This is a genomic window from Alcaligenes parafaecalis (assembly GCF_026344135.1).
Lineage (GTDB): Bacteria > Pseudomonadota > Gammaproteobacteria > Burkholderiales > Burkholderiaceae_B > Alcaligenes > Alcaligenes parafaecalis.
This window is the reverse complement of the sequence record NZ_JAPKNA010000001.1, coordinates 452,997-478,388: the sequence shown is the minus strand read 5'-3', so window position 1 is coordinate 478,388 and position 25,392 is coordinate 452,997. Positions and strand designations below refer to the sequence as shown.

23 protein-coding genes and 1 pseudogene are annotated in these 25,392 nt (G+C 56.2%); 14 read left to right on the top strand and 10 right to left on the bottom strand.

What is annotated here, in order from left to right:
- The first annotated feature begins 46 nt into the window (after positions 1 to 46).
- From thiD to OSH09_RS02145, 13 genes are all read left to right on the top strand, one after another.
- Positions 47 to 877: a bifunctional hydroxymethylpyrimidine kinase/phosphomethylpyrimidine kinase gene (gene thiD / locus OSH09_RS02205; protein WP_266120009.1), complete on the top strand. Its 831-nt coding sequence runs from the start codon at positions 47 to 49 to the stop codon at positions 875 to 877.
- Between the two features lie 230 nt (positions 878 to 1,107).
- On the top strand, positions 1,108 to 1,677 hold the full coding sequence (locus OSH09_RS02200) for an RNA polymerase sigma factor (RefSeq protein ID WP_266120008.1): 570 nt from the start codon (positions 1,108 to 1,110) through the stop codon (positions 1,675 to 1,677).
- The gene (locus tag OSH09_RS02195; RefSeq protein WP_266120007.1) at positions 1,667 to 2,680 is read left to right on the top strand and encodes a FecR family protein; all 1,014 of its coding nucleotides are present in this window, start codon (positions 1,667 to 1,669) and stop codon (positions 2,678 to 2,680) included. The genes OSH09_RS02200 and OSH09_RS02195 overlap by 11 nt, the downstream gene beginning before the upstream one ends.
- Before the next feature lie 343 nt (positions 2,681 to 3,023).
- The gene (locus OSH09_RS02190; RefSeq protein WP_266120006.1) at positions 3,024 to 5,459 is read left to right on the top strand and encodes a TonB-dependent receptor; all 2,436 of its coding nucleotides are present in this window, start codon (positions 3,024 to 3,026) and stop codon (positions 5,457 to 5,459) included.
- 11 nt (positions 5,460 to 5,470) lie between these two features.
- Entirely contained in the window at positions 5,471 to 5,788 is a 318-nt protein-coding gene (locus tag OSH09_RS02185; RefSeq protein ID WP_266120005.1) for a DUF3649 domain-containing protein, read from the top strand.
- The gene (locus tag OSH09_RS02180; RefSeq protein WP_266120004.1) at positions 5,785 to 7,455 is read left to right on the top strand and encodes a PepSY-associated TM helix domain-containing protein; all 1,671 of its coding nucleotides are present in this window, start codon (positions 5,785 to 5,787) and stop codon (positions 7,453 to 7,455) included. The genes OSH09_RS02185 and OSH09_RS02180 overlap by 4 nt, the downstream gene beginning before the upstream one ends.
- Entirely contained in the window at positions 7,452 to 7,760 is a 309-nt protein-coding gene (locus OSH09_RS02175) for a DUF3325 domain-containing protein (RefSeq protein WP_266120003.1), read from the top strand. The genes OSH09_RS02180 and OSH09_RS02175 overlap by 4 nt, the downstream gene beginning before the upstream one ends.
- A 33-nt stretch (positions 7,761 to 7,793) precedes the next feature.
- On the top strand, positions 7,794 to 8,975 hold the full coding sequence (locus OSH09_RS02170) for a YncE family protein (protein WP_266120002.1): 1,182 nt from the start codon (positions 7,794 to 7,796) through the stop codon (positions 8,973 to 8,975).
- A gap of 513 nt (positions 8,976 to 9,488) precedes the next feature.
- On the top strand, positions 9,489 to 10,208 hold the full coding sequence (locus OSH09_RS02165) for a response regulator transcription factor (protein ID WP_266120001.1): 720 nt from the start codon (positions 9,489 to 9,491) through the stop codon (positions 10,206 to 10,208).
- A complete protein-coding gene (locus OSH09_RS02160) occupies positions 10,201 to 11,559 on the top strand; it encodes a sensor histidine kinase (RefSeq protein WP_266120000.1) in 1,359 nt (452 codons plus the stop codon). Before OSH09_RS02165 ends, OSH09_RS02160 begins: the two co-directional genes overlap by 8 nt.
- A gap of 146 nt (positions 11,560 to 11,705) precedes the next feature.
- Positions 11,706 to 12,155: a tripartite tricarboxylate transporter TctB family protein gene (locus OSH09_RS02155; protein WP_207874121.1), complete on the top strand. Its 450-nt coding sequence runs from the start codon at positions 11,706 to 11,708 to the stop codon at positions 12,153 to 12,155.
- 3 nt (positions 12,156 to 12,158) lie between these two features.
- A complete protein-coding gene (locus OSH09_RS02150; RefSeq protein ID WP_207874119.1) occupies positions 12,159 to 13,679 on the top strand; it encodes a tripartite tricarboxylate transporter permease in 1,521 nt (506 codons plus the stop codon).
- 305 nt (positions 13,680 to 13,984) lie between these two features.
- Positions 13,985 to 15,223 carry an MFS transporter gene (locus tag OSH09_RS02145; protein WP_266119999.1) on the top strand — a complete coding sequence of 413 codons (1,239 nt, stop codon included), beginning with the start codon at positions 13,985 to 13,987 and terminating at the stop codon, positions 15,221 to 15,223.
- Positions 15,224 to 15,346: 123 nt separating this feature from the next.
- Here OSH09_RS02145 and OSH09_RS02140 read toward each other — a convergent pair whose 3' ends face one another.
- The 4 genes from OSH09_RS02140 to OSH09_RS02125 all read right to left on the bottom strand — a co-directional run bounded on the left by OSH09_RS02140 (position 15,347) and on the right by OSH09_RS02125 (position 20,693).
- Positions 15,347 to 15,754 carry a YybH family protein gene (locus OSH09_RS02140; RefSeq protein WP_266119998.1) on the bottom strand — a complete coding sequence of 136 codons (408 nt, stop codon included), beginning with the start codon at positions 15,752 to 15,754 and terminating at the stop codon, positions 15,347 to 15,349.
- Positions 15,755 to 15,777: 23 nt separating this feature from the next.
- Complete coding sequence (locus OSH09_RS02135; RefSeq protein ID WP_266119997.1) at positions 15,778 to 17,862, bottom strand: amidohydrolase; 2,085 nt, start codon at positions 17,860 to 17,862, stop codon at positions 15,778 to 15,780.
- 116 nt (positions 17,863 to 17,978) lie between these two features.
- A complete protein-coding gene (locus OSH09_RS02130; protein ID WP_207874111.1) occupies positions 17,979 to 18,959 on the bottom strand; it encodes a GlxA family transcriptional regulator in 981 nt (326 codons plus the stop codon).
- Positions 18,960 to 19,139: 180 nt separating this feature from the next.
- Positions 19,140 to 20,693: an MFS transporter gene (locus tag OSH09_RS02125; protein ID WP_266119996.1), complete on the bottom strand. Its 1,554-nt coding sequence runs from the start codon at positions 20,691 to 20,693 to the stop codon at positions 19,140 to 19,142.
- A gap of 171 nt (positions 20,694 to 20,864) precedes the next feature.
- Between OSH09_RS02125 and OSH09_RS02120 the strand changes: the two genes are divergently transcribed.
- Positions 20,865 to 21,746, top strand: coding sequence for a LysR substrate-binding domain-containing protein (locus OSH09_RS02120; protein WP_266119995.1), 882 nt, complete (start codon positions 20,865 to 20,867; stop codon positions 21,744 to 21,746).
- 61 nt (positions 21,747 to 21,807) lie between these two features.
- On the opposite strand, the gene hisI is transcribed toward OSH09_RS02120, so the two are convergent.
- From hisI to OSH09_RS18330, 6 genes and pseudogenes are all read right to left on the bottom strand, one after another.
- A complete protein-coding gene (hisI, locus tag OSH09_RS02115; RefSeq protein WP_266119994.1) occupies positions 21,808 to 22,323 on the bottom strand; it encodes a phosphoribosyl-AMP cyclohydrolase in 516 nt (171 codons plus the stop codon).
- A complete protein-coding gene (gene fur, locus OSH09_RS02110; RefSeq protein ID WP_266119993.1) occupies positions 22,313 to 22,771 on the bottom strand; it encodes a ferric iron uptake transcriptional regulator in 459 nt (152 codons plus the stop codon). The genes hisI and fur overlap by 11 nt, the downstream gene beginning before the upstream one ends.
- 25 nt (positions 22,772 to 22,796) lie before the next feature.
- Positions 22,797 to 24,191, bottom strand: a complete 1,395-nt coding sequence (locus OSH09_RS02105; protein WP_266119992.1) for a dihydroorotase — start codon at positions 24,189 to 24,191, stop codon at positions 22,797 to 22,799.
- Positions 24,188 to 24,742, bottom strand: a complete 555-nt coding sequence (locus OSH09_RS02100) for a SufE family protein (RefSeq protein ID WP_266119991.1) — start codon at positions 24,740 to 24,742, stop codon at positions 24,188 to 24,190. The genes OSH09_RS02105 and OSH09_RS02100 overlap by 4 nt, the downstream gene beginning before the upstream one ends.
- A complete protein-coding gene (yidD, locus tag OSH09_RS02095) occupies positions 24,639 to 24,914 on the bottom strand; it encodes a membrane protein insertion efficiency factor YidD (RefSeq protein WP_266119990.1) in 276 nt (91 codons plus the stop codon). The genes OSH09_RS02100 and yidD overlap by 104 nt, the downstream gene beginning before the upstream one ends.
- Before the next feature lie 130 nt (positions 24,915 to 25,044).
- Positions 25,045 to 25,188 (bottom strand): annotated as a pseudogene (locus tag OSH09_RS18330) (GTP cyclohydrolase FolE2); the annotation flags it as partial.
- Positions 25,189 to 25,392 lie beyond the last annotated feature (204 nt).

Sequence of the window (25,392 nt, the reverse complement as noted above, 5' to 3'; positions counted from 1 at the left end):
ACGCTATTGCGGCCACCCTGGCCTCCCCTGAACAGGCAGGCCGCGCATGATTCCCAATGTTTTGAGTATTGCAGGCACCGATCCCACCAGCGGCGCCGGTATTCAGGCTGATCTGAAAGCCATGTATGCCTTGGGTGCCTACGGCATGAGTGTCATTACCGCCGTGGTCGCGCAAAACACGCAGGGGGTTCGGCGTTTTGTCGCGCTGGAACCGAACTTTGTGGCCGAGCAGCTAGACGCGGTTTTTGATGATGTGCGAGTGGATGCCATCAAGATCGGCATGATTGCCAATGTCGGCATTGCCGAAGCTCTTGCAGATCGCCTGCAACGCCGAGGACTGGACTGCCCGATTGTTCTGGACCCGGTGATGGTCGCCAAAAGTGGCGATCGATTGCTGAGCCCCCAAGCCGTGTCTGTCCTGCGCGACAAGCTGCTGCCCCTGTGTACCGTGTTGACCCCCAACTTGCCCGAAGCAGGTGATCTGCTGCAAAAACCGGAACCTGCTTCCTTGGCAGACATGCACGCCTATCTACACGAGCTGTGCTTGCTGGGACCCAAATGGGTATTGCTCAAAGGCGGCCATCTGGATGGGCCGGACAGTGTGGATTTACTCCAGGGCCAGGGCCAGAGCCAGCGCCATGTCTTTCAGACACCCCGCATTCCTACTTGTAATACACATGGCACGGGCTGCTCCTTGTCCTCTGCGATTGCCGCCCTGCTACCGGGCAGAAACGTGCCCGAAGCGGTAGGTCTGGCCAAAAAATACCTGAATGGTGCCATCGCAGCGGCTGACCAGTTACAGGTCGGTTTAGGCCAAGGTCCCATTCATCATTTCCATGCACTGTGGGAGCAGAATGCAAGCTTGGCCGTGAAATAAAGGCGGTTCAGATACACCGACAAAGACCCATTCTGGGGGCCTGTTCAGCGTCAAGGTTCAGCAAGTTGGCAATGTCGTAAATGAGAATAATTGCTATTATTCATTCCTGTCTCTGTCCTGCGCCGCTGTCTGCCCCTTATGTTTGCTCTTGCCGCTTTGTCTTTCTCGACCGTCTTCTGCTGTGCAAACGTCTGTTTGCCAGTGGACGACACACCTGTGCTGACTCACTCATGAGCACACGTGATGAACTGCTGGAGCAGGCCTATTTGAAGCTGCGCCTGCCCTTATTCCGTTTCCTGAAACGCAAGCTGGGCAATGAAGCTGATGCAGAGGATGTCACGCAGGAATCCTTTGCACGCTGGTCGGCGTCCAGCAACACGCAGGCCCCGGACAATACCAAGGCGTATCTGACGCAGATTGCCATTAATATCGTGCGCGAAACGGGCAATAAGCAAAGCCGCAGCCCGGCCATGATATCGCTGGACGATGAAACGCAAGACAATGAAGCCCCCAGCCAATACAGCGCCAGCAATCCCGAACAACGTACCGAACACTTGCAATGTTTGAGCCGTATCGAGCAAGCCTTGCAAGAACTGCCGGAGCTACAACGCGAGGCGTTTTCGCTGCACCGTTTCGACCACCTGACTTACGAACAAATTGCCCTGAAATTGAAGATTTCCCGCGCCCTGGTCAGCCGATATATCTCCAGAACCGTGGCCTATTGCCGTCTGCGGATGGACTACTCGGCCGAACACGCCCTGTCCATGCTCTCTTCCAAGGAAACAGACGATGAGTCATGATCCATCAGTCGCCCTGTTTTACGAAGCGGCCTCGGACTGGTTGACGCGTCAGCAAGACAGCGAGCACTGGACCGCGCAAGACAAGATCGCTTTTGAGCATTGGTTGCAGCAGGACCCACGCCATCAACAGGCCTATGAAGCCATCAGCCAGACCTGGACGATGTTCGATCAGGTGAAGCGGCCTGCCCCTCCGGTCAGTAAGGCCTCTAGCAAGACCACCGCTGTACACGCTCCCCGTCCCAAAACAACGTGGCGTGATCGCTTGGGCCTGCATTGGCGACCCGTAGTGGGTGGTGCCTTGAGCTTCTGTGCCACCCTGGGAATTGCCACTTGGTATTGGTATCAGCACAGCCCGCAATACACCCAGCATGTGGAAACGGCACAGGCAGAACAACGCGACATTACCTTGCCCGATGGCAGTGTGGTCAGCCTGAATCAGAACAGCACGCTGGAAGTGGAATACAGCCCCCATGAGCGCAGTCTGGAGCTGCTGCAAGGCGAGGCTTTCTTCAAGGTCGCCCCGCAAGGCGATCACCGCTTTGTGGTCAAAAGTGCAAACACGCAAGTACGCGTGATTGGTACGGCCTTCAATGTGCGTCTGGCTCCGTCGCGGGTCTATGTCAGCGTGCGTGAAGGAGTGGTCAGCGTGAACAGCACGGGCGATAGAGAAAACCACAGCACAACCCTGAAAGCCGGGGATGCCTTGCGCATCAGCACCGACACCGGACTGCAAAAGCCCAGCCCCAGCACACCGGATCGCGCGGGCGCCTGGCAAAGCGGGCAATTGATTTTCAAGCGCACCCCCTTGCATGAAGTCATTGATGAACTGCAAGGCTATATGACGCAACCTATTGAACTGGTAGGCACACAAATCCGCTCTTACCCGGTTTCCGGCTTTGCCAACACCCAGCACCCGGCCGACTTTCTGGATGCCTTGGCTCAACTCCTGCCGGTTCAGGTAGAGAATCTGGGGGCCCAGGGCTATCGGATTTCCGCCAAGTAGATACAAATATTTACAATCTAAACCACTCTTTTTGTAGCCTACTTCGTCCGCGCTTCATCTTTATAGATATGGCCTGCTTTTTCCAGGCTATCAGCCCTTTTGCACTCGCTGCCTGTCCAATGCGTCGGCGGCCTGTGTCAGGGGCTGTTCATCCTCTATTGAGCTGACGATTTCCATGGCTTTGAACTCAACTCTTTCATCCTGTACGACGCGCTAGAGCATTGCCCTCTTGCGAAGTGACGGCCTGTGCCTCCCCTGCCGCTACTAGCGCTCTACAAAACAGGAATGCGTGCCCGCCCTGCGGTGGACCGCTATATCGTTGATTTTGATAGTTGAGACCTTCATGAAGTCATTTCGCCAATGGTGTCTGGCCTTGAGCGCCTGCCGCCTTGCGTCCGTCAGCCAGACCCGCTTTACCCTGAAACCCGGCCTGCTCACTACCTTGCTGGCAACCTCCCTCAGTGTGTTGGCGGTCGCTAGCCCAGCCCGAGCTCAGGAAGCCGTCCAGTCCTTCAATATTCCGGCGCAATCGCTGTCGGCGGCACTGCAACATTTTTCGCGTCAGTCTGGCAGCCAACTGCTGTTTTCCGACACCTTGGTGGAAGGCAAAACCTCCCGCACCGTATCCGGCAGCTATACCCCCCATGCGGCACTGGAACAGATTCTGGCAGGCTCGAACATCCAGATTCTGGCCTCGGGTAACAAGGTTTTTACGCTGCGTGATGCCACCACCACGAGTGCGGATCTGACGACCTTAAGCGCCGTTACGGTTCTTAGCTCCCGCTCCGATGCCCCCGCCGCCTATGCCGGTGGTCAGATCGCCTCGGGCAGCCGCGTCGGTTTGCTGGGCAATAAGGACGTGATGGATACGCCCTTCAGCACCACCAGCTTTACCTCTGAATACATTGAAAACCAGCAAGCGACCTCGGTGGCCGAAGTACTGCGCCACGATCCGTCGGTACGCAGCGTGTTCCCGCAAGGCGGCTTGGGTGAACACACCTATGTGCGCGGCTTCTGGACCCAAAGCCATGAGCTGGCCTGGAACGGTTTGTTCGGTCTGGTGCCCCATAACCGAACCTCTACCGAACTGCTGGAACGTGTCGAAGTACTGAAAGGGCCTGGCGCCCTGCTCAGTGGCATGTCCTTGAGCGGCTCGGTCGGGGGTGTCGTCAACCTGGTGCCTAAGCGAGCGACCTCGGAGCCGATCACTCGCTTCACCACGACCCTGAAGTCTCACAACAATCTGGGCGGACACATCGACTTTGGGCGTCGCTTTGGCGAGGACAATCAATTCGGCATACGTGTGAACGGCGTCAAGGCCGATGGCAATCTGGATGTACACGGCCAACGCGAAAACCGTAGCTTGGGTGCTATTGCGCTGGACTATCAGGGCGACCGCTTGCGCGCCTCGCTGGATATGTATGACATCAATGAAAAGCAGCGCGGGGGTGCCCCTTTTCTGACCAGTTTTGCACCCGGCGAATTCCCTACCCCGCCTAACCCCAAAACAAATACCCTGCCCAACGCCTATAGCAACTCCGCCAGCAAAGCCATTATTGGCTCGGCCGAGTTTGATATTACGGACAACTGGACCGCCTTTGTCATGGGCGGCACCAAGCGCCAAAAAGGTTCAGGCTATCTGAACAATGCCTTTGGTCAACGCGCCAAAGAAAACGGGGACTACACCGCCCTGGGCATGAATATCAAAAACTACTTTGATGTGAATGCGCTGGAAATGGGTACACGAGGCGAATTCTCCACCGGCTCAATTGGCCACCATGTGGTGTTAAGCGCCAATATGATCACCCAGGAATCCGGTGCGGCCGCAGCCTCCAAAGCCTGGGCCTCGAATTTGTATGACCCGGCCCCACCTTTGGATGTAGACGAACCTGCTGTCTACAAAACCGGCAAAACCACCTTGAGCAGTCTGGCCCTAGCAGACACCTTGTCCGCTTTTGATGATCGCTTGCTGCTGACGGCTGGCATGCGTTTTCAGCGTGTCCAGCAAAAAGGCTTTAACGCCAGTGGCGCTGTAACCGACCGCTATGACGAACACACCTTGACCCCGGCCATCGCCCTGGTCGTCAAACCCTGGGATGCCCCCGTTTCCCTGTATGCGAACTACATCGAAGGTCTGTCCCAAGGGGGTTCTGTCACGGATGCCTCTGCCGCCAACTTTGGCGAAGTCTTCTCGCCCTACAAGACCAAGCAATACGAAGTAGGTTTGAAGTGGGACAACGATACCGTCCTGAACACGCTGAGCCTTTTTCAAATTGCCAAGCCCAGCATGACCAAGAATGACGCCACCAATACCTACAAGCCCGATGGCGAGCAACGCAACCGCGGGATTGAATGGACGATTGCGGGCGAGCTGAGCCCAGGCCTACGTCTATTGGGTGGCGTGGTCTATACCGATGCCGTCTCCACCAAAACCAATGGTGGTTTGTTGAATGGCAAACAAGCCATTGGCGTACCACGCTGGAACTCGTCCCTGGGACTGGAATGGGACACCGTCTGGAACCGCAATCTGACCTTGTCTGCCTCGGCCATGCATTCAGGCTCGCAATGGGTAGACACCCAAAACACCCAGAAAATACCGAGATGGACACGCCTGGATCTGGGTCTGCGCTACACCACCAAAATTGCCAGCAATAAAGTCACCTTCCGCGCCAACGTGATCAACGCAACCGACAAGCGTTACTGGTCCAGCGTGTGGAATGGATCAACCTCTATTGGTGCCCCTCGTAGCTATCGCCTGTCGATGCAAATCGATTTCTAAGATCGGCCTTCATGAAAGACTTTTTTCTATACACACTGAGCCTGCCCAAGGTACGGGCTCAGTTGCCTCTGCTCTCGCGTATTCTGGCCGCCAGCCTGGGCGGCTATGTGCTGTCAGCCTTGTTTTCAGTGGCGACCTTGGCTCTGCCCACTTCCCGGCCAGAGGCCGTGCTGTGGGGTGCGCAGTTCAGCTTTCTGATCTGGACAGCTAGCGCTTTGTGGGCATTTCTGGCGCGTTCTGCCACCCGAGCCTGGGTCTGGCTGCTGGTCGGCTGTGTGCTCTGCCTGCTAGCCATTGCGGCACAAAGCGGGATGGAGGGCACGCTATGACGACCACCACCCCAAACGCCAAACGCCCCAAAGTCAGCAAACCTCAAGGGGTGCGCCAGATCATGTCCAACGTCCATATCTGGACGGGGCTGCTGGTAGGCTGGATTCTGTACGCCATGTTCCTGACCGGTACAGTGTCGTACTTCCGCGAAGAGCTCTCCACCTATATGCGCCCGGAGCTGCACCAACTTGCGGAACAGCCCGCCGCGCAGGTCGCGCAGAACGTGCTGGATACGATTATTGAGCAAGACCCGGGCACACCTCTGGTACTGATGAGCTTGCCTACCAGCCGCAATCCCCTGGCCAGCGCTTTCTGGCGTACCCCACCAGGATCGGACGCGAATCGCCCCGCTTTTGATCGTGCCATTTTTGATCCGGACAATGGGCAAAAGCTGAGCATCCGAGACACCGAGGGTGGGGACTTCTTCTTCGCCTTTCACTTCAACCTGCACTATATGTCGCCCTTGTGGGGACGCTGGATTGCAGGTTTGTCTGCCATGTTCATGCTGATCGCCATTGTCAGCGGGGTGATTACGCACAAGAAGATCTTTATCGACTTCTTCACCTTCCGTTGGGGCAAAGGCCAGCGCTCCTGGCTGGATGCACACAATGCCTTGTCGGTATTTGGCCTGCCATTTCACTTCATGATTACCTGGAGCGGCCTGATCACCTTGATGCTGTTGTACATGCCCTGGGGCATGCAGCAACTGCCCAATATGCAGGACCGCGCCGCCGTCAACAGTGAAATGCGCTTCTTTCTGCCTGGGGGACAGCCTTCGGGCACGCCTGCCACTCTGGTTCCGATCAGCGATCTGGTGCAACAGGCTGAAGCGCGTTGGGGCAAGAACAGCGTGGGTTCGGTACAGGTGAACCTGGCCAATGACAGCAATGCCCGTGTCGCCATTGCTCGTCAGCAGGCCCAGCGTATTTCCATTACCCCGCACTATCTTTTGTTTGATGGAGTCAGTGGCGAACTGATCAGCGCCAAAGAATCTTCCGGGCCAGCGGCCACGACGCAAGGCGTGCTTTATGGCTTGCATCTGGGTCGATTTGCCGACATTGCGACACGCTGGTTTTACTTTCTGGTCAGTCTGGCCGGTACCGCCATGGTGGGCACTGGTCTGGTGCTATGGACGGTGAAGCGGCGCAGCAAGCTGGCTGACCCCAGCAAACCTTACTTTGGCTTTGCTTTGGTGGAGCGCCTGAACATTGCCAGCATTGCAGGCCTGTCCGTCGCCACGACCAGCTTTTTATGGCTGAACCGATTGCTGCCACTGGACATGGCTCAACGTGCTCAATGGGAAGTGCACGGCTTTTTCATTGTCTGGGCGGCCACCCTGCTTTGGTCTTGCCTGCGCCCGGCACGACGTGCCTGGCTGGAACTGCTGTGGGTGGCGACGGCCTTGCTGGTGGCCCTGCCTATCTTGAACTTCTTTCAGACCGATCGGCACCTGTTTAACAGCCTGCAATCCGGAGATTGGCTATTCGCCAGCTTTGATATCAGCCTGTGGGTGTTTGCGGCCCTGCATGCCTATATGGCACGCCGCGTCACACGTCATAAAGCCAAAGGCAAACCCGCCCCCAAGACACCTCCAAGCAAAAAAGCCGCAGCCTCGACACCGTCTGCACAGCCAGGAGCAGCAGACATGCAGGAGCAAACACCATGAGCCCCTCCCAGATAGACCTACTGGCACATAGCCTGATTTTCCTGCCCTGCCTGCTCGGCTTCCTGTGCCTGGCCCTGGCCATGTACCGCCATCAGATGGATCTGTTCGACAAAGAACTCTCCAAACCACGCATCGTGCTTCTGCGCTGCGTCGGCTGGCTATGCCTGCTCATCGCCCTGCTGGTGTCCGCCCAAACCATGGGCTGGGGTTTTGGACTGGTTGCCTATAGCGGCCACACCAGCATAGCCGCCGGTTTGGTCTTTATTAGCCTGGTCCTGTTTGATCGCCTCAAGCGCCAACGCTGAACTATTCACTGTAGATTTCATAAGGAGTTAGCCATGAAACATTCCCCTTTTAAACTCACCGCCATTTTTTGCGCCGCCGTGCTCCTGGTCGCCTGCGCCACCCCTGAATCGTCTCAAACCCACAATGCGCGTAACGATACCGCAGCAGCCAGCCATACAGAGCAAGCCGCTCCCCGTGCAGAGCGGATCAATCTGGCTGAAGGTCTATACCAGGTAGCATTCAGCGCTCGCCACAACACGATTTATGTCGCTTCGGCAGGCAACTTCGAGGAAGGATCACCCCCCAGCGCCATCTACTTTCTGGACCCACAAACCCTGGCCGTAAAAGGCCATCTGCCGCTGGAGCGCAAAGCCTTCGCCCTGACGCTGGATGACGCTGCCGACCGCCTGTATGTAGGCAATGCCGTCGACAGTTCGATTACCGTTATCGACACCGCAAAGAAAACTGTACTGAACACCGTGCAGTTGGCCAAAAAAGTGAAACGCATCGGCCCGAATGGTAAAGAGATGGAGCTGTACACCCACTACCCACGTGAGCTGGTTCTGGACAAGAAACACAATCGCCTCTTTGCCCCGGGTTTGTGGTTCCAGGACAGCGTGCTGTATGTGATCAGCCTGGACACGATGAAGGTCGAAAAAGAGATTCCCGGCTTTGGCTATGTAGCCCGTGGCGCAGTGTTGAATGAAGCCGAAAACACACTTTACGTGTCCAACTTCCAGGGCCAGCTCTTTACGGTGGACACCGGCAGCCTGGCCGTCAGCAAAAAGGCCGAAGTCGCGGCAGACCAACTGATCAACCTGGAGTTCGACCAGAAAAACCACCGCGTGCTGGCCACCGATGTGGGGGACGAACGCACCAACACCATGCGTAAAAATGCAGGCAAGCTGGAATACAGCGTGCGCGGCGAAGGCAATCGCGTGCTTGTGATCAACCCGGATAACGGGCAGGTAGAGCACAGCATCCCCACCGGCAAAGCCCCTCTGGACCTGCTGCTGGATGAGCAACGCCAACGCCTCTACGTCACCACCCGAGAAGCAGGCACGGTTGAAGTCTATGACAACAGAACCCGCCAGCTACTACACAGCATCGAATTGCCTGCCCACCCGAATAGCCTGACCCTGAACCCCAGCACCGGGGATGTCTACGTCACGATTAAAAATGGGGAGGATGCCGCTAAAGGTACAAAAGAAGGCCTGGTGCGCTTGAGCTTTTAAAGCCTCAACCCCGCCCTGATCGCGGTAAACATCAGAAATTGATTCGCATCGAAATACGTGCCCATGCCAAGTTTGGCTGGGCACGTATTTTTTTGGCAGGAAAAACAGGTGGGCGCTAGCCGGACCTCTAACATACAAAGCCCCTGATGCTGGACAGCAAGCCTCAGCCAGGCTCCACCTTCCGGCCATTTCCAACGGCACACTCACATCACCCCAGGCCCAGACTGCCCCCCATGCCTCCTGGACTCTGCAAGACCCTACAATCCATTTCTGGCAATCATTTCAGCTTTCCAGCCCGACACCACCAAAATTTTAACTAGAATGATGTGCTGACTAATTACCTATACAGGCCGGTTTGTTTTCCAAGCCCAATCAGATGAACATAATTTCCTGCTATCTGACATCAAACATTACCGTTTAGTCATGTTTTCTTGTCTTTACGCATCACCATTTATTATCAATCCATTCATTTAATGGATTACTCAGCCTGCTTATACCTCACCTGGAAGCCCCATGCGGAATTGTTTACTTATTGAAGACGACCGAGAAAATGCCCGCTATTTGGTAAATGGTTTATCCGAACTTGGTTATTCGGTAGTGACCAGCCACGATGGCGTTTCTGGTTTGGAAAATGCCATGAAAGACGTTTGGGATGTGATTATTCTTGATCGCATGTTACCCAATAATGTCGATGGTCTTTCTATTCTTTTTACTTTGCGATCTTTAGGCAAAAAAGTTCCCGTATTGGTATTAAGTGCCTTATCAGGCGTAGACGATAAAGTCGATGGTTTGAAAGCGGGTGGCGATGATTATTTAATCAAACCTTTTTCCTTCCAGGAATTGGCTGCTCGATTACACGCTTTGATACGTCGCAGTAGCGACAGCGCCGAAATCAAGAACCTGCAGGTTGATGATCTGGTGATGAATATCCGCAACCAGAAAATCTCCCGTGGCGAGGAAGTCCTGGAGCTGCAGCCGCGCGAAATCAAGCTGCTCTCCTATCTGCTGATGAACAGCCACAAGATTGTCACCCGCACCATGTTGCTGGAGGTCGTGTGGGGCTATAACTTCGACCCCCAATCCAATGTGATTGACGTGCTGGTCAGCCGTTTGCGGCGCAAGGTGGATAAAGAAGGCGCCACACCCTTGATTCATACCGTACGCGGCCGGGGCTATGTGTTGAGTGATAAAGAAAGCATCGATGGCCTCAAACTGAAACGCTGCGATGATTGATTTCATAAAACGGCTGTGGGAGTCCACCTCCTTCCGGCTGACCCTGAATTACAGCATCCTGGCCATCTTTACCACGCTGTTTCTAATCGGTTTTTTCTACGTCCAGGTCTTTGGGGCCTTGCGTGACGAGCATCTGCGGCAAATCAATGTTGCCGTCCAGCGGCTCAGCATTGCCTACGAAGTGGGCGGGCGCGAAGAGATCCTGCGCATGATCGAGCTGACCCTGTCCGACCGCATTGATTCGGGCCAGGAAATTTACCTGCTGCTGGATGAATACAACCACACACTGGTCGGCAATATCAGCGAGATTCCAGGGCTGGACAATCTGCCCGAGCGGCAGGTGGTGGAGGTCCAGATCAAGCATATCGACGCCTTGTCCGAGGGCAATGTCCGCGTTACCAAGTTGTCCGGTGGCGAAACTCTGGTCGTCGGGCATGAGCTGGGCACCTTGAACGAGCTGCGTGCCATGCTCAGCCGCATTATTGTGACGTCCATGATTCTGGCTCTGATGCTGGTGATTCTGGGAGCCTATGTATTTAGCAGCGAACTGAAATATCGCGTGGGCCGCATCCGCTTGCTGACCGAACAAGTGGGCGCCGGTGATATTTCCAAGCGCATCACCTCCGAGAGCGAGGACGTCTTTGGCCTGATCCACCACGACATCAACCGTATGCTGGACAAGATCGAGAGCCTGATGCAAGGCGCTCGGCATATCTCCGACACGGTGGCCCACAATATCCGCACGCCCTTGACCCGTATCGTGGGCAAGCTGCGCGAGACACAGAAACTGCCCGGCCTGCCCCGAAACGTTCAGGATGCACAGCAAGAAGCCATTGAAGAGGTGGAGAATCTGAGCGTTTTGTTGGGCAAACTCTTGCAGATTGCCGAGCTGAATGCAGGCGTGCAAAGGCAAAACTTCAAGGCCTGCGATCTGGAAGTGATTGCAGAAGACGTCCTGGATCTGTACAGCTTTTTTGCTGAAGAAAAAGGCATCACACTTCAAAAAAAGAAAATCGATAAAGTCACTATTAATGGTGATAGCAATTTATTGGCCAGCGCTTTAGCCAACCTGGTGGATAATGCAGTGAAATATGCTCATTCCCATGCCAGCGTAGAAATCAGAAAATTGGCTGATAATAAAATCGCCATTTCTGTGGAAGATGATGGCCCCGGATTACCTGAAAGCGAATATGACAATGTGGGCAAATATTTTTATCGCTTCAATCATGAAAGCGAAGGCTTTGGTTTGGGATTGACCAGTGTGGCTGCCATTATCGAATTGCATCGTGGCGAAATGATTTTCTCTGACGCCAGACCCGGTTTACGGGTGACAGTTTTGCTTTCTTCCTGATGCTTGCCGCTCATTTCAAACATGACCAAAAGGTAATGAAACTGTCACCCTAGCTCCTCGCCCCCTCCGCTAAGCTAGCCTGATTTTTAAACGCTCTTTCTGGGTTTTATAAAAATCATGCTTGCTTTAAGGGAATGAGGAGATTCATGAGCAGACAAAAATATTATTCAGCAGGCCTCATGGTGGGGGTGGGTGTCTTCACCGTCCTGATGGGCCAGAAATACTCTCTGGGCAGCATGGCCCGCATGGGTCCGGGCTACTTTCCGTTTCTGCTGGGCATTGTGATGATCGTGCTGGGCGCTCTGTACTTGTTTGTAGAGACCGCCGCACACGACGACGAGCAGGAAGAAGACTACGGCCCGCCGCAATGGCGTGGCTGGCTGGCCATTGTGGGCGGCATCATTGCCTTCATTATTCTGGGTCGCTACGGCGGTCTGGTGCCTGCCACCCTTGCCCTGGTGTTCATCTCCGCCATGGGCGACAAAGAACACTCCTGGATCACCGCCTTCTTGCTGTCCATCTTCGTGACGCTGCTGGGTGTGATTATTTTCTCTTGGGGGCTAGAGCTGCAGTTCCCCCTGTTCACCTGGGGTTAAGGCATGGAAATCTTATCTAACCTGATGCACGGCTTTAGCGTTGCCTTCCAGTTGGACAACCTGATGTGGGCCGTGTTTGGTGTCTTCATGGGCAACCTGATCGGGGTGTTGCCCGGCATGGGTGTGCTGGCCGCGATCTCGATTTTGCTGCCCCTGACCTACGCCATGACGCCTACCGCTGCCTTGATCATGCTGGCCGGTATTTATTATGGTTCCCAGTACGGTGGTGGCATTACCTCCATCATGCTGAATCTGCCCGGCACGGCATCGCATGCAGTGGCGTGTCTGGACGGCAACCCCATGGCCCGCAATGGCAAAGCGGGATCGGCGCTGTTCATGCTGATGTTGTCCTCCTTTTTTGGAGCCACCATCGGCATTCTGGCCATGATTCTGTTCTCGCCTGTCCTGGTCAATGTGGCCTTCAAATTCGGCCCTGCAGAATACTTTTCCATGATGATGCTGGGCCTGCTGGCCGGTGCCACGTTGGCAAAAGGTTCGGCCATCAAGGGCGTCGCCATGGTGGTGATGGGTCTGATCTTTGGCGTGGTGGGCACGGACGTGAACAGCGGTGTGTCGCGCTTTGACTTCAACATCCCCGAACTGCAGGACGGCTTGCAGATTGTGGCGCTGGCCATGGGCCTGTTCGGGATTGCTGACTTTCTGAAGAACATTAACCGCATCAATAGCGGCCACACCAAAACCATCGGTAAAGTCTCAGGCCGCTCCTTGCGTCCAGAAAAAGGCGACATCAAGCAATCCAGAGGGGCTCTGGTTCGCGGGACAGCCATTGGCGCTGCCTTCGGAATCTTGCCTGGCACCGGCCCCACCATTGCCTCTTTCATTGCTTACGCAACTGAAAAGAAAGTGGCTAAAAACCCCGAGCGTTTTGGGCGTGGTGCGATTGAAGGCATTGCTTCCCCGGAAGCCGCCACCAGCGCATCCACTCAAACCAGTTTCATTCCTACCTTGAGCCTGGGCATTCCCGGCGACCCGGTCATGGCCTTGATGCTGGGTGCGCTGATCATTCACGGTATCCAGCCCGGCCCGCAAATGGTGGTCGAGCATGCCGATATGTTCTGGGGCCTGATCGCCAGCTTCTGGGTAGGCAATATCCTGCTGCTGGTGCTGAACCTGCCCTTGATCGGCATGTGGGTCCGCCTGCTGTCCGTGCCCTTCAAGTACCTGTACCCTGCCGCCCTGTTCTTTGTCTGCGTAGGCGTTTACAGCACCAACAACAACCTGTTCGATGTGAACATCGTGCTGTTGTTTGGTGTGCTGGGTTACTTCTTCATGCGCTTGCGTTTTGAAGCGGCACCCTTGCTACTGGGCTTTGTATTGGGGCCGATGGTCGAAGAGAACTTCCGCCGTGCCCTGCTGCTGTCCCGTGGTGATCCAATGATCTTCCTGGAACGCCCCATCAGCATGGTCTTTATCATTGCCTGCGTACTGCTGATGCTGGGGCTGACCTACTCCTTCTGGCGCTCTAATAGTCAGAAGAAACTGGGAGACCTGGCGAAGGCATGATCGATGCTTCTGCTACCAGTCCAGGCTGCTGGGTTTAGGCATAACTGCTGCAATCCCGAACGCTGACCTGGACTTGTTGATCCTCACCCCAAACCCTCCCGGGTTTGGGGTGTTTTGTTTGTGGCCTCTCGTTCCTGGACCTCATCACGCACTGATATCCAGTGTTGCTCCCCGCAGCGTGCCCGCTCTGGCCCAAATTTTTTCATAAACTGCTGGTGTAATTCCATGGCTTAGGTAATGATATTGAATCTCAATATCATTTGATACGGTTTTTAGCCCTCAACATAAGCAGCACCACACCTCCCATGCCCCAGGATCAGCCCCTATCCGCCCCTGCGGATACCCACCCCCAGCCCGAACCCTCTGCTCCCCTCCCTTTAACGCCCCTGATGCTGGCCTACATGAGCTGCACCATGGCCATGATGGCTTTTGTGTCTCTGGTCGGGCCCATTGCCCGCTCTCTGCATCTGCCCCCATGGCAGGCCGGGGCCGTCGTTACCGTCGGTGGCGTTTTGTGGATGCTGCTGTCCCGCCCCTGGGGTGCACTCAGTGACAAGCGTGGACGACGACCCGTTTTACTCACCGGCGTAGGCGGGTTCATGCTGGCGTACTGGGCCATGTGCGCCGTCCTGATTTTGTCCCTGCACTGGCAAGCCTCCCCCTGGCTGGTTTTTATTGGGCTATTACTGACCCGAGGAGCCGTCGGTGGATTCTTCGCAGCGATTCCCACCACCAGCCAAGCCCTGATAGCCGATCACGTTGCCCCCGAACGGCGAGCCAATGTCATGGCCTCCTTAGGCGCTGCCAATGGGATTGGCCTGGTCGCAGGCCCCGCTATGGCGGCCATGCTGGCTCAATACGGTTTGGATCTGCCGCTGTACCTCACTGCCTTATTGCCCTTGCTGGCGCTGGGCATCTTGTGGAAACGATTGCCCCACAACAAGGCCAGCACCGATATCAAACCGGTAGACCTGCGCTTGGGTGATCCTCGACTACGACAAGCCATGCTGGTTGCCTTTGCCGCCATGTTCAGTGTGGCGGTCGGTCAAATTGCGGTCGGGTTCTTTGCGATTGACCGCCTGGGGCTGGAGCCGGAAGCCGCCGCCCAAGCCGCTGGTTTCGCCTTGACCTTGGTGGGTGTGGGCCTGATTACCTCGCAGCTTATTGTGCGCAGACTGTCCTGGACACCACAGCGCTTGATTCGTGTCGGAGGACTGATCAGCGCCGCTGGTTTTGGTGCCGTGGCTTTGGTCAATAGCCAATGGACACTGATGCTTTGCTACTTCTTTGCAGCAGGCGGCATGGGCTGGATATTCCCGGCCTTCTCGGCCCTGGCGGCCAATGCCGTCGAACCCCATGAGCAAGGTGCCGCAGCCGGGTCCATTGGGGCCGCACAAGGCTTGGGCATTGTGTTGGGTCCTTTAGTTGGAAGCTTGCTGTATGAAGTTTCCCCCGGTGTCCCTTATGTACTGGTTTGCGTGCTGCTGATTCTGGTTGCCTTGCTTGCGGCAAATAGCCCTACAAAAAACAAAGCCACAGAATAGTGGCTTCGTTCTGAGCCCAATACGAGTGGGGAGTCATCCCCACTCGTATACTGTTCTAGTTCTTGCCCTTGGCTTCGGCTTCGGCTTCGGCTTCGGCTTCGGCTTCGGCCTGATTGTTGCGCATCAAACCTGGGTTTCCACTTGCTCCGCATTGAACATATCCCAATGCAGCAACCACTCCCCTTCGACCTTGCGCCAGATCACCAGGTAGCGACCTTGTTGTGCCACCACTCGCTCATCTTGCGAAGGCCCAGCGTACAAGGTGTAGCGCCCAATCTCACGCGCCTCATCTCCCGCTCCTTCCACCGATACGGTCTCAAATTGCGCGCCGCAAATCCCCAGGCGAAAGACTTCTTCAAAATAGGCTCCCACCGCCGCCTTGCCCACCAGGGTAGGCGCGCCATGAGGCATCAGGTGAATGTCATCGGTATAGCGGGTCAGCAAGGTCGCAACATTACGGCTGGCCAGAGCCTGGGCCAATTGATCTTCTGCCGCTTGAATGGCGCGCTGCAATTGTGCTTGATCGGTCATGAATTTCTCCTTGAAAAATAGATTTAGAATGCGGCGCTGCGGTAGACGGTCTGCCCATCTACCATCGTCAGCAGGCTGCAGGTTTGCGGCAAGGTGTCAGGGGACACGCTAAAAATGTCTTGCGACAGTACGGCCAGATCCGCGATGCAGCCGGGCAACAAACGGCCTTTATCCGCTCCACGCCCCTCGGCTATCGCGCTGCCATAGGTATAGGCACGCACGGCTTGTTCCATCGTCATGGCTTCGCCCGGTCGAGCGGGATGGTCAACCGCCGCGAACAAGCTCAAAAAGGGATTCAATGGCCCATCCGACCCAATCGCTACCGGTACTCCGGCCTGCCCCAGGCTCTGAAACGCACCGCTAAAACCTGAGAACCCTGTATCACCGGCATAGAACCAGAAGTGAGTCGGGTTCTGCACCACCATCGCCCCCGTCTGCGACAAACGCGTCAATTGCGCTGGGGTCAGACCATCTGCATGTTCGATACGCAAGGCACGTGCGCGCCAATCGACCTGAGGCTCAAACTCCTCCAGCACACACAAGACACTCTCCAGCGTTCGATCTCCAATCGCATGCAAGAGCAACTGCTCCCCGGCTTGCAGACTCTCTTGCAACATGCGAGCAATTTCCTGGCGAGAGAAGTTCTCGACCCCATGCAAAGCCTCAGTGGCCTTGGCCGCGACCGAGCCTGTATAAGCCTGCGTTACCGCCGCGCCCCCTTCAATCGGGGTGCCATCCAGAATCCATTTGCTTCCATGAAATTCAATCCGCTCACCGGGGTGTCGCGGCAAGCCTTGCCCATCGCTAACTAACCGACCCGCATGTCCGGACGGTGGAAAACGAATCACCCGGACTCGAATCGGCAAGGCAGCCGCTTGCAGCATCGCGATATAGCGCTCGGGGGGAGTCCAGGTCATGTTCTGGATCGTGGTGATCCCCCAGCGCAGACAATCCTCTGCCAAGGTCTGCAAACTGGCGACGCCCTCCTCCACAGTGGCCATGGACGCAAAACAGCGTTGCGGGGACCAGGAGGCGTACTCATGGATACGGCCCGACAAACGACGAGAGCCAGGCACGCGCTCATACACCCCACCCACGGGATCTGGCGCGTCATCGTCCAGACCCAGACGAGTCATGGCAGCGCTGTTCACTACATTGGTGTGATTGGTCATGCCCAGAAACAGCACCGGATGCAGGGGAGCCAATTCATCCAGGAGCAGTCGGGCAAGTTGGGGCTCGTTAATCAACTGCGCACCCAGCGTTGCATAAATCCATGTCCCTGCCGGAGACTGCGCCACGGCGGTCTGCAACAAGGAAACCAGCACATCCAGCGAAGGATCGGCCGCCAGGTCGATAGGCAAACGAATCCCGACTGGGTCCGGTGTGTGATGCATATGTGCGTCGTTCAAGCCCGGAATGACCAGCTTGCCCTGCAGGTCGATCACCTCGGTAGTCGGCCCGACTCGCTGCTGTACCTGCGACACGCTACCCGCCAGCAGCACACGGCCATCTGCGATGGCCAGCGCCTCGCACCACGGCAAATCGGTGTCACCTGTAAAAATGCGTCCATGCACCAGAACGGTATCGGCCAAACCAGACTGCCCCTTTTGCTTGGGGCCCTGGCCAGTAACGGGATCTCGGTGTTCAGCACCGGACGAAGCAGGAGCGCTAGCCTGTACAGACTGCTGGCCTGTTGGGGCCTCTGACTCCTGCAACAAGGCAGCTCGTACCGCCTCCGCCAAGGCCGCTTGTTGCATGGAAAACGTAGTCTGCCCAGCCAGAAGGCGCTGCCAGAACAGTGCCCCACAGGTCCAATGAAAGGGCTGGGTCAAACGGCCCGGCTGGGTCCAGGGCTGGCCTTGTTGTCGTTGCGGCAAGCTGGCATGGGCATCGAGCATGCCCAGAAAATCAGCCCCGCCCATATGACAGGCACAACGGACATGCGGCCAGGGTCGCAAACGCCCATCACTGTTTGAATTGCTATCCGCCAGCGCCCACAGCGACTGCCTCAAGCCGGATGGCTCACAATCACGCGATGCCTGCCTGCCATGCAAGCTAGCAGTCACATCAAACGCCATTGCCCCCTGTGTCCTCAGCGTAGTACTCATCTGACTGTCTCCATTTCTTTTTATCTGATGAGGACTGTACTTGGCTCGCACTCCTCATCACGGACAAAAAGCAGTCAGATTCTGCCAAACAGCGCTAGCGAGTGCTGCTGATGCACTTAATCGGGGGTATAGCCCACGTGACGAGCAAAGGCTCTGCGCAAATGCTGCGCACTGCTAAAGCCACACAGAGCGGCCACTTGCTTCAAGGACAAACGGGCTTCCTGCAGATAGCGTTGCGCTGCCTGCACCCGAAAGAGTTCTACGGTTTTAGCGGGGGTCCGGCCCACGCTTTCTACATAGCGCCGCGCAAAGGTGCGTGGACTCATCGTGACACGCTCGGCCAGAGCTTCGATGCTTAAATCTGCTCCCAGGTTGTCGGCCATCCAGGCATGCAAACGCCCAAAGTCGGCCAGCACACCACATTGGCTGGACAGGGTATCGGAATGCTGAGACTGTGCCGACGAGCGCTTTAAAAACACCACCAACAAACGCGCCAGATCCATGGCGGCGTCATAACCTCGATCTTCTTCCAACAAAGCCAAGGCCATATCCACACCGGCACTGAACCCGGCGGTACTCCATAGGCTTTCATCGCGGACAAACACAGGCTCGGGCTCCACCCGAACCGCCGGATAACGAGCCGCCAGCACTTGCGCCGCCTGCCAATGCGTCGTCAAACGACGTTGGTCTGCCAGACCCGCTTCAGCCACTAAAAACGCTCCCGTGCACACGGCGCAAACACGACGAGCCAGGTGCCCATACTGACGTAGCCAGGCCACCAGATCCGGCGGTATGGGCGGCTGTTCCGGCGGCCCACCACCGGGAACAACCAAGGTATCAATGCACTGCGCTGCACATTGGGCGATAGGCTCAGTCGCAATCACCACCCCACAGGAAGTCCTTACCGGCCCACCGTGCAAGGACGCCACAAGCACCTGATAGCCTGGCAAGGTCACCGCTGGAAAATGTGTCGAGGCAATATAAAAGACGTCGCTGATGCCAGAGACGTCCGTTAAGGTCACCCCTTCAAAAACCAGGATGACGACCTGACGCAAAGCCGAAGAATCCGATGTTGCAACGCAAAGAGGAGAGCTCATAAGCCATGCAATGAACACTGTCCGGCAAACGCGGACAGGCAAATTCCCGGACGGGCACCATGCCCGAGCCAGAATGCCCGGCGATGGTAGCACAGGTGATGGATGGCTTGGTCAAGGGTAAACCGCGACAGAACAGATCGCGTCTTGCTGGCCAGATACACGCCCCAACCCTGCACTGAGCTAAGCCGCTTCGCACTTCGCCTTGCAGTCCATCCGAGCGACCTTCTTCGCAGGCCCAAAGACCATAAAGCTCAAGGCCGCCAAGGTAAACGCGGCCAATGCGCCGTACACCATGACCCAGCCAAACCCGGCAATCAGGGCAGTATGGGCCGCCTCTACAGGATCGGCGGCCTGAGCCAGCAAGACACTGCTTTGCGACACAGCGCTAACATCGCCCGAGGCTACTTTTTCGGCCAGATAACGCAGCTCACTATCGGCAGACAGACCGAATCGACTACGCAGATCACTCATGATGCCTTGCACCAATACAAAGCCCATCACCGCAATATTGAAGGCCAAGGAGATCATGCGGGCACTGGCATCTGCCCCCGAGGCCATACCGGCGCGTTCAGCCGACACCGAGGCGGTAATCACATTGGTGGTCGTCGTATTGGCCATGCCCAGACCAATCCCGGCCAGCACGCAGCCTGGCAGAATCAGCCAGCCCGGCTGATCGGAAACACTGCCTATTTTCATCACTACAAAACCCAGGCCGATCAAGGTCAGGCCCAGCGTGATGACGCCACCCGCTTGCCAACGCTGCGCCAGCCGTTCTGCAAAGGGTGGGACAAACAGTGTCGGCAAGGTATAGGCCAGCAAAGCCAGCCCGGTCTGCACGCTGTCATACCCCAGCCCCACGTGAAAGTAGATAGGCAGATAGATGATAAAAGGCCAGAAGCTGAAGTTCATTCCCATTGAGCCCAGCAAGGCGCCGGAAAAACGACGGATGCGAAATACGGAAAACTCCAGCATGGGGCGCGCACTTCTGCGCTCTGCAAAAACAAAGGCGATCAGGCTCAAAACGGACAGGGCAATAATGCTCAAAGCCTGCACACTGGCAAAACCCAACACGGGGCCTTGAGTCACAAAGAGCACCAGACAAAATACGGCCAGCGACAGGGTCGTGATTCCCGCTACATCCAGGCTGCTGGCCTGGGGGTCACGTGATTCCTGGACACCGGCCCGCGCCAACAACAAGGTCACAATAGCCAACACAGCATGAATCAAAAACACCCATTCCCAACTGGCCAAAGACAGAATCAGACCACCCACTATCGGACCAAAACCCAGTCCTGCCCCAAAGACCACACCCCACCATGCAAAGGCTTTGCCACGCTGCTGCCCGTCTCGAAACTGATTCGACAAGATAGCAATCTGACAGATCAGCATCATGGCGGCGCTCAAGCCTTGCAGGAAACGAGCGCCAATCAGAACAGCGGCACTTTCCGTCAGGCCACATACCAGGGAGGTGATCCCGAACGCCACAATCCCGATCGTAAAAATGCGCTTGCGGCCATAGCGATCCGCCAAGGTACCCACGCCCATCAGAATGGTCGTCATGGCAATGGTGTAGGCGGCCATCACCCATTGCAGTTGCCGAAAGCTGGCCCCCATGACTTGTTCAATGGTGGATAAAATCGGCGGCACGCTGGAGATTTCCAGGCCCAGCATCAAGGCCGACAAGCACACAGCGGCCAAGGCATAGCGGCCCTGACACAGGATAGAGGGAGTCATCGTTATCTTTCCAAAAAGTCGTCAATACACGTCGCCGTCCCGGCGAACCACGGCGCAGATGCCAAAGCCAAGCAGCCCGGCACCACTCAATCAGAAGAGATAGTAGGGACGGGACAACCATTCATCAATGCTATGATTGGGCATATCAGAAACAACAAAAATGGATAGATCATGAGCCGCCCCGTTCTGGATGTGGAGTCCGTACAGGCTTTTGTGAGCATTGCCGAATTCCAAAGCTTTACCAAAGCCGCCGAAGCCTTAGGCACCACACAAGGCGCTATCAGCGTGAAGCTGAAACGTCTGGAAGAACGCCTGGGCTACAAGCTGATCGAACGCACTCCCAGGCTGGTGCGGCTCTCTGCCCAGGGCACGGTGTTCATTAATCCGGCGCGTGAATTCATTGCCGCGCACGACCGCGCCAGAGCCGCCCTGCTTTGCGATTGCCGCCGCTTTCGTTTGGGGATTGCCCAGCACGTTGCCGGGCCGGAAGTTCCTACCTTGCTGTCCCGTTTGAATGAGCGAGACCCCGCCTTGACGATTGAAGTTCGCCTGGAAAGCTCGCATCGCTTGCTGGAGGATTTTGACAAGGGCGAACTGGATGCCGTCATCGTGCGCCAGGAAGATCATCGCCGTGATGGAGAGGACTTGGGGCCTGAACACTTTGCCTGGTTTGCGGCACCCTGCTTTCATCAGCAAGAAGGCAAGCCATTACGTCTGGCCGCCCTGGCCCCCTGCTGTGGCGTGCGGGATATTGCGACATACGCCTTAAGCACTGCCGGGATTGAGTGGAATGAAGTATTTGTAGGTGGAGGCCATGCCGCCGTGATGGCGGCAGTCTCGGCGGGTTTGGCGGTGGCAGCATTTTCGTGCCGCCTGGCACCGCCAGATGCGATTGATGTGGGCCAGCGTCTGGGACTGCCTGCCCTGCCCCCTTCCCGGATTGTGCTGCATTCGACACTGACGGATCAGCGGTCGCGGGAAGCCTTGAGGACATTGGCGGCGGCATATCGGGAGCATCGTTCTACGCGACTGGCGGGGCCTACGCAGGCCTGAGCGGCAAGACGTCAAAGGGCTGGGGAGAACATAAACCCAGCCCGGTCTATGTGAGCAAAAGTTAAAGCACAGTAGGATTGGGCAAATCCCCATACACTTCCTTGGGATCAAAGGTCTTGGCCGACTCCACAAAAACCAGCTCCTGACCCTTGTGATGCTCGGCACCCATCGGCACCCGCCGGTAGAAACAGGAGTAATAACCCACATGGCAACTGGCTCCCGAACCCGCTACACGCACACGTAGCCACACAGCATCCTGGTCGTCATCAATGCGCATTTCCTCTACCGTCTGCACCAGTCCACTGCTGGCACCTTTATGCCAAAGCATTTGACGTGATCGGCTCCAGTAGTGAGCCTCGCTTGTCTGGATGGTCTTTTCCAGTGCTTCACGATTCATGTAACCCAGCATCAGGACCTCGCCATTGTTAGCGTCTGTGGTGATGCACGCAATCAGGCCCTGCTCGTCAAACTTGGGGGCCAGTATGCGGCCCTCTTCCACTTGCTCTACCGAAATTCGGCGGCCCATGTGCACCGTTGTGTTTTCTGCGGAGGCTGTGTCTTGTCCTTCAGTCTTCACGTTTTCTCCTTGTCATCATGGATTCCGGGCGATATTCACAATCGGGTTTCAAGCAACGCCCATACAGCACATGGCTATGTTCAAGCACCTGAAAGCCCCGCTCTTGAGCAATCGTTTTTTGTCGCTGTTCGATAGCCTCATCATGAAATTCCTGCACACGGCCACAGTCCGTGCAGATCAGGTGATCATGATGTTCGCCATCATCCAGCTCATACAGCGCCCGGCCGGATTCAAAATAAACCTGCTTTAACAAACCTGCCTGCTGCAACTGTGTCAGCACGCGGTAGACAGTAGCCAGGCCAATCTCACTGCCTTGTCGTATCAATTGGCGATAGACATCGTCCGCCGTCAAATGACGAATGCCGGGAGCCTGAAAGATCTCGAGAATCTGGATACGAGCCGTGGTCGCCTTCAGGCCACGCTCTTTAAGCTCTTTTGAATCCGTCATGGCGCACTCCTTGCAAAATTGGCGGCTAAGTGACTTCCAGAAAACGCAGCGGCCTGCCTTGCGCTTGCCCTTCCAGGGCTTCATCACGCACAACACAATGGCCGCGAACAATGGTGTGAATCGGCCAGCCCACAACTGACATGCCATCGTAAGGGGACCAGCCGCTGACGCTGGCAATCCAGTCATTGCGGATGCGGCGGCGCGCCTTCAAATCCACAACGCTAAAGTCCGCATCAAAACCCACTGCGATACGCCCTTTGCCTTCCAGACCAAAAATCCGGGCGGGTCCGGCACTCGTCAAATCCACCAATCGTTGCAAGCTCAAGCGGCCTGCACGTACATGGTTCAACATCACGGGCAGCAAGGTTTGTACGCCAGTCATGCCGCTGGGTGAAGCGGGATAGGCTTGGAATTTCTCCAGCAAGGTATGAGGCGCGTGATCGCTACCGATGACATCCACCACGCCCGAGCGAATCGCCCGCCACAGAGCATCTTGATGAGCTTGTTCTCGTATCGGCGGATTCATTTGCGCCAGACTGCCCAGACGCTCATAACATTCAGGAGCTTGCAGGCTTAAATGATGCGGGGTCACCTCTACCGTCACACGGTGTTTGTGTGCGGCCAGAAACTGCATTTCTTCTGCTGTAGAAACATGCAGCACATGCAAACGGCGGTTCACCTCTGCTGCCAGGCGAACGATACGTTGAGTCGCCTTCAAGGCACTTTTCACATCACGCCATACCGGATGTTGGCGCACATCGCCGCTGTCCAGAGCAATATGCTTGCGCTCACGCAGCCTGGCCTCGTCCTCCGCGTGCACCGCCAGACGTCTGCGACCATGACGCAAGATACGCCGCAGGACTTCGTCCTCATCCGCCAACAGGTCTCCAAACGAGCTGCCCATAAAGACCTTGATACCTGCGCAGCCTGGAAGCTGCTCCAATTCCTGCAAAGACTCGGCATTCAACGCTGAGCCACCGATATAAAAGGCGTGATCACACCAACTACGGCCCTGAGCGGCATCCAGCTTGGCTCGCAAATCTACGGCTCCCAAGGTCAAGGGATGAGTATTGGGCATCTCGAAAACCCCGGTCACCCCGCCCAGAACTGCGCCCCGCGTACCCGCTTCCAGATTCTCTTTGTGCTCCAGCCCCGGCTCGCGGAAATGCACTTGGCTGTCGATCACCCCTGGCAATACGTGCAGCCCACTCAAGTCCAGCACACAGTCTGCACTCCAGCCGGGGCGCAAGTCGCCAAGAGCCATAATCTGGCCTTGCACACAGGCGATGTCGATACGCTCGGCGCCGTTAGGTGTGATTACCGTGCCGCCACAGAGCAGCAAATCGGCATGGCGCAGATCATGCTGCTTGATCGTTTCTGTGGTCAGGGAGATAGGGGCCTTCGGGATTTCTGGCGTCATGGTTTTGCCTTGGCTACTTCTGCATCCATAGCGCCTTGTGCCGCCAAACGAACCCGCTCCATCATGTGAAACAGGCCATTGGCGCGATTCGGTGACAAGTGCTGATCCAGTTCAATTACCCGTAAAAATTCGGGGGGATGGGACAGGATTTCTTCAGGCAAACGCCCCGAATACACTTTCATCAATAAAGCCAACAAACCGGTGACGATGGCGGAATCACTACGGGCCTGAAAGAACAGCCTGTGATCCCGCAATTCAGACACCATCCAGACTTGTGCCTGACAGCCATGCAAACGATTCGCCTCCGTACGCCATTTGTCTGGGAAGTCCGACAAGGAGCGTCCCAGATCAATCAGATATTCGTAACGCGCCATCCAGTTACCCAGGCAATGGAAACCATCCACAATGGATTGTTGGGTCTGAGCTATGGACTCTGGTGCTGAGTCCTTATCCACGGTCACCTCCTGCTTGCTTGGGCGATTGCCTGCTCCGATCACCAAGAGCAGGAACCGGGTCGTGCCCGCCCGGATGCCACGGGTGACAACGGACAATGCGCCGTGCAGCCAGCCAAGTTCCTTTAAATGGGCCATGCACCTGCAAAGCCTGAATCGCATACTGCGAACAAGTCGGATAAAAGCGGCAGCGTGGCCCCAGCAATGGGCTGATAAAAAGTTGATAGCCGCGAACTAGCAAGACCAGCGAAGCGACAAGAAAAGCTTTCATCGCAGCTCCGAGACAAGAGAACAAAACACAAGGCCAGCCAGGTTGAGCGTGATCGTGCCCGCCGGCTCCCGCAGCAAGAAATTTTTACGTTGAGGCTGTGTCTGACATGGATCAATAAGGGCTAAAACAATCATGGCGCCACGCCCCCGTTCAGTCGTGAAGGAGTCTTCCATTGCGACGAAGGATCATTGAAGGCCACGGCATCATGGGGATGCAGACTCTCCAGATGGCGGACCTGAATACTGGGATTCTGATAGTCGGCCAAGGCTGCTTCCCAAAAACCTGCATAAAAACCGGCTCAATCAATTGCCTCCTGTAGCCAGATTCGACCACAGTAATGGGTATATCGATTCCCTCCATGCCTACCCAGGACAGTGGTGTCAGGCCATCCGTGGAGTCATGTAGAGCCGGGTCAGGAAGTACAACTGTCATACTGAAAATCCAATCAAAAGGCCCTACCCAAGCCGATATGGGCTTG

Coding starts and splice junctions, on each gene's coding strand:
- thiD (WP_266120009.1), top strand. CDS start 47: ATGATTCCCAATGTTTTGAGTATTGCAGGCACCGATCCCACCAGCGGC.
- OSH09_RS02200 (WP_266120008.1), top strand. CDS start 1,108: ATGAGCACACGTGATGAACTGCTGGAGCAGGCCTATTTGAAGCTGCGC.
- OSH09_RS02195 (WP_266120007.1), top strand. CDS start 1,667: ATGAGTCATGATCCATCAGTCGCCCTGTTTTACGAAGCGGCCTCGGAC.
- OSH09_RS02190 (WP_266120006.1), top strand. CDS start 3,024: ATGAAGTCATTTCGCCAATGGTGTCTGGCCTTGAGCGCCTGCCGCCTT.
- OSH09_RS02185 (WP_266120005.1), top strand. CDS start 5,471: ATGAAAGACTTTTTTCTATACACACTGAGCCTGCCCAAGGTACGGGCT.
- OSH09_RS02180 (WP_266120004.1), top strand. CDS start 5,785: ATGACGACCACCACCCCAAACGCCAAACGCCCCAAAGTCAGCAAACCT.
- OSH09_RS02175 (WP_266120003.1), top strand. CDS start 7,452: ATGAGCCCCTCCCAGATAGACCTACTGGCACATAGCCTGATTTTCCTG.
- OSH09_RS02170 (WP_266120002.1), top strand. CDS start 7,794: ATGAAACATTCCCCTTTTAAACTCACCGCCATTTTTTGCGCCGCCGTG.
- OSH09_RS02165 (WP_266120001.1), top strand. CDS start 9,489: ATGCGGAATTGTTTACTTATTGAAGACGACCGAGAAAATGCCCGCTAT.
- OSH09_RS02160 (WP_266120000.1), top strand. CDS start 10,201: ATGATTGATTTCATAAAACGGCTGTGGGAGTCCACCTCCTTCCGGCTG.
- OSH09_RS02155 (WP_207874121.1), top strand. CDS start 11,706: ATGAGCAGACAAAAATATTATTCAGCAGGCCTCATGGTGGGGGTGGGT.
- OSH09_RS02150 (WP_207874119.1), top strand. CDS start 12,159: ATGGAAATCTTATCTAACCTGATGCACGGCTTTAGCGTTGCCTTCCAG.
- OSH09_RS02145 (WP_266119999.1), top strand. CDS start 13,985: ATGCCCCAGGATCAGCCCCTATCCGCCCCTGCGGATACCCACCCCCAG.
- OSH09_RS02140 (WP_266119998.1), bottom strand. CDS start 15,754: ATGACCGATCAAGCACAATTGCAGCGCGCCATTCAAGCGGCAGAAGAT.
- OSH09_RS02135 (WP_266119997.1), bottom strand. CDS start 17,862: ATGAGTACTACGCTGAGGACACAGGGGGCAATGGCGTTTGATGTGACT.
- OSH09_RS02130 (WP_207874111.1), bottom strand. CDS start 18,959: ATGAGCTCTCCTCTTTGCGTTGCAACATCGGATTCTTCGGCTTTGCGT.
- OSH09_RS02125 (WP_266119996.1), bottom strand. CDS start 20,693: ATGACTCCCTCTATCCTGTGTCAGGGCCGCTATGCCTTGGCCGCTGTG.
- OSH09_RS02120 (WP_266119995.1), top strand. CDS start 20,865: ATGAGCCGCCCCGTTCTGGATGTGGAGTCCGTACAGGCTTTTGTGAGC.
- fur (WP_266119993.1), bottom strand. CDS start 22,771: ATGACGGATTCAAAAGAGCTTAAAGAGCGTGGCCTGAAGGCGACCACG.
- OSH09_RS02105 (WP_266119992.1), bottom strand. CDS start 24,191: ATGACGCCAGAAATCCCGAAGGCCCCTATCTCCCTGACCACAGAAACG.
- yidD (WP_266119990.1), bottom strand. CDS start 24,914: ATGAAAGCTTTTCTTGTCGCTTCGCTGGTCTTGCTAGTTCGCGGCTAT.